The organism is Cryomorphaceae bacterium, from assembly GCA_007695365.1.
Lineage (GTDB): Bacteria > Bacteroidota > Bacteroidia > Flavobacteriales_D > SKUL01 > SKUL01.
This window is the reverse complement of record REDV01000109.1, coordinates 1-2742: the sequence shown is the minus strand read 5'-3', so window position 1 is coordinate 2742 and position 2742 is coordinate 1. Positions and strand designations below refer to the sequence as shown.

Here is a 2742-nt window from a genome sequence, read left to right as displayed (position 1 = left end):
ACCCCACCACCCAACACGTTTGGCTTGATTTGCCGCCGGCCTTTGCCTTTCACGCAGAGGTAAGCGTGTACAATTCGGTGGGCCAATTGGTGCAGCGCCACACGCAATACAGCAGCCATGAGCCGCTGAGGCTGCCACACCCGCCGGGACTGTACATTATAGAGGCCCGCAGGGGAGAGAGCGCAGTAAGGGCGAAGGTGGTGGTGAGGTAGCTAAAGTTGTGGGTGACTTTGGGTGGTTGTGATGAGCAGAAACTACAACTTTATTATTCAGTTGTACACCAGTGACACGTTGAACGGAATACATAACGACAGCTTGTTGTACTACCTGGGGCAAATGGATTCACCCACCGGCAAGTACAACCTGGCGGGCCGATTGTTGCGTACTGGAGAAAATACGGCTGCCCTGAACATTATCGATTCCATTCCGCATAACTACAAGTTATCCGATAGCCAGAAAGATGAATGGAAAGCTATGCAGGCGTTTTTCAACCTATTGGATGATGCCTACCGAAATGATCGGAATATTGCCTCGCTCGATTCTGTTGAACTGGCGCAACTGGAGTCCATAGCACTCGATGCGGATGGCGGCATGGGCGCTTTGCGTGCGCGCAAGGCATTGTGCTTTTTCTACCAGCATTGTCTCCCTGGCCCCGCTTTACCAAAAAGCATGTCTGCCGGAAACAAGAAGCCTTTACCCCCGTTGGAAGAATTGCTTTCCGACCTGGATAAAGTAAGCGCCTTCCCCAACCCGGCCAAAGATTACCTGACGTTTAGTTATTCGTTTTTCCGCGAAAATGCACCACAGCGATTGCTCAGGGTTTTTAATCAAAACGGCGCTGTTGTTCAAACTTTCGATTTAGGCAAAGCACGGGAGGGACAACAACTTTGGGACACCCGAAAAGTAACCCCCGGTATTTATGTTTACGATGTGTATGAAGGCGAACGCAAAGTACATTCGGGCAAGGTAGTGATTCAATAATGATTAAATAATGCTCCCCGGAACAGGTTCTGTTTCCGGGGAGTTTTGTATATCTTGCGACTACTATGGAATTGACCTTTAAAATAATGTGCCGTCACTTTTTGCTGATTTGGATATGGTCAGTTTCTGCGGCAACAACTACCGGACAAACCATGGACTACTTCTATGATCCTGGTTTTACTCCTCCGAATGTAATTGGAGGTTCAAGTGGGTCAAGTGCAAATTCGATTCTTGTTCATGCCGACGGCCGATACACCATAACGGGGGGGTTTCAGTTTAATGCGCCATACAGTATCAAAAAAGGGGTGCGATTTTTCAACGACGGTTCTATTGACGAGTCATTTGCTATTCCAGGTGACCCGATCTCAGTTTCTTTAATGCTATTCTATCAGGAGGGGTATCTTTATCGGATACCCAACACCTTGGTGCCAGTCGATGCCAATGGTATTCCACCTTCCGCACCTTTTTTTGATTTAAGCTATGTACCATACATACCCAGTGCTCCGCCAACCCCGCATGTTAATATGTACCAGATACTGGAAGACAACAGAATATTGGTGGCTGGCCGCTTTAGCCCGGATACCAATAACCTCGAAGATCGCCGCCAACTGGTACGAGTACATCCCGATGGTAGCCCGGACCTTACTTTTGAGCCGCTCAAATGCGAGGAACCTTTCCATACAAACCTTATCGATTTATACCCTACATTGGATGGTAAATGGATGGTTACGGGTGAGTTCAATTTTATTGAAGGATTTGAATCGCCCAATATTGCCCGGTTGAACACAGACTTTAGCGTGGATACCACTTTTCAGTCGCCATTCCCTGACTATACGTGGAGTGTGCGTATTATTAGAGGATCGCACCCTCAAAAGCTGCACGGAGCGATAGATGATCAAAACAGGCTGTATATCAGCCGGATTGAACCCGGATTTGCCTACTCGCTGCTCGGGTTAAAGCATTTGCGGTTGCTTGCTGACGGTTCTATAGATTCCACCTTTCAGGTCGGTGAATTGGCTTATTATAACATCAATGACGGTGAGCATTATCCTGGTTCAATTTTTACCATAGCTTTTGAACCAGATGGATCACTGATCATTGGCGGTAGGTTTCGTACTGTAGATGGTCAGCCACGCGGCAATATCGCCAAGCTCAATCAAGACGGGTCGCTTGTTCAAAATGTTTTCCACCGCCAGGGAGCCGATACTGCCAACTGGCAAAACGGAAGTAACCCGATTATCAACGTTCCTGCGGTTAACCGCATAGTGCACCTGGAGAACGGCGGGCTGATGGTCGGCGGGCGTTTTTCGCGCTACGATGGCCACGACCAGTGGGGGTTGGTGCGGCTGTTGCCGGAGCCGGTGAGCGTGGAAGAGCACACCAGGGGTTCTGAATTGAAAGTTTTCCCCAATCCTGCTGCAGACTATGTTTGGTTTGAAATGCCCGAAGAACCCGCTCATGAAGTGTGGAGCCTTCACGTTTTTGACCTCACCGGTGCCCTCGTTTTACAGGAGTCATCGCGGGGCTCAACCACCATGCAACTATCCCTTACCTCACTGCAAACCGGCATGTACGTGTTGCAGGTCAGCAACGGCAAAAGCCGCTATTCACAGAGAATTGTAAAACACTAAAACCAACTCACTATGTTTAAATCCATCAAAGTTTTTGTGTTACCACTTTTGGTAGCTGTAAGTTTCAACACCCAGGCACAACCTGTTTGGTTTCCCGAGAACGCGGAGTGGTATTACGCCATCCAGTGCT

General features: G+C 48.7%; 3 protein-coding genes. All 3 read left to right on the top strand.

The window, feature by feature from the left end:
* The coding region (locus tag EA392_11755; protein TVR37858.1) for a T9SS C-terminal target domain-containing protein at window positions 1–212 on the top strand (212 nt) is incomplete at its 5' end.
* A 31-nt stretch (window positions 213–243) separates the two neighbouring features.
* The gene (locus tag EA392_11750; protein TVR37857.1) at window positions 244–981 is read left to right on the top strand and encodes a T9SS C-terminal target domain-containing protein; all 738 of its coding nucleotides are present in this window, start codon (window positions 244–246) and stop codon (window positions 979–981) included.
* 65 nt (window positions 982–1046) lie between these two features.
* On the top strand, window positions 1047–2612 hold the full coding sequence (locus EA392_11745) for a T9SS C-terminal target domain-containing protein (protein TVR37856.1): 1566 nt from the start codon (window positions 1047–1049) through the stop codon (window positions 2610–2612).
* The last annotated feature ends 130 nt before the right edge of the window (window positions 2613–2742 follow it).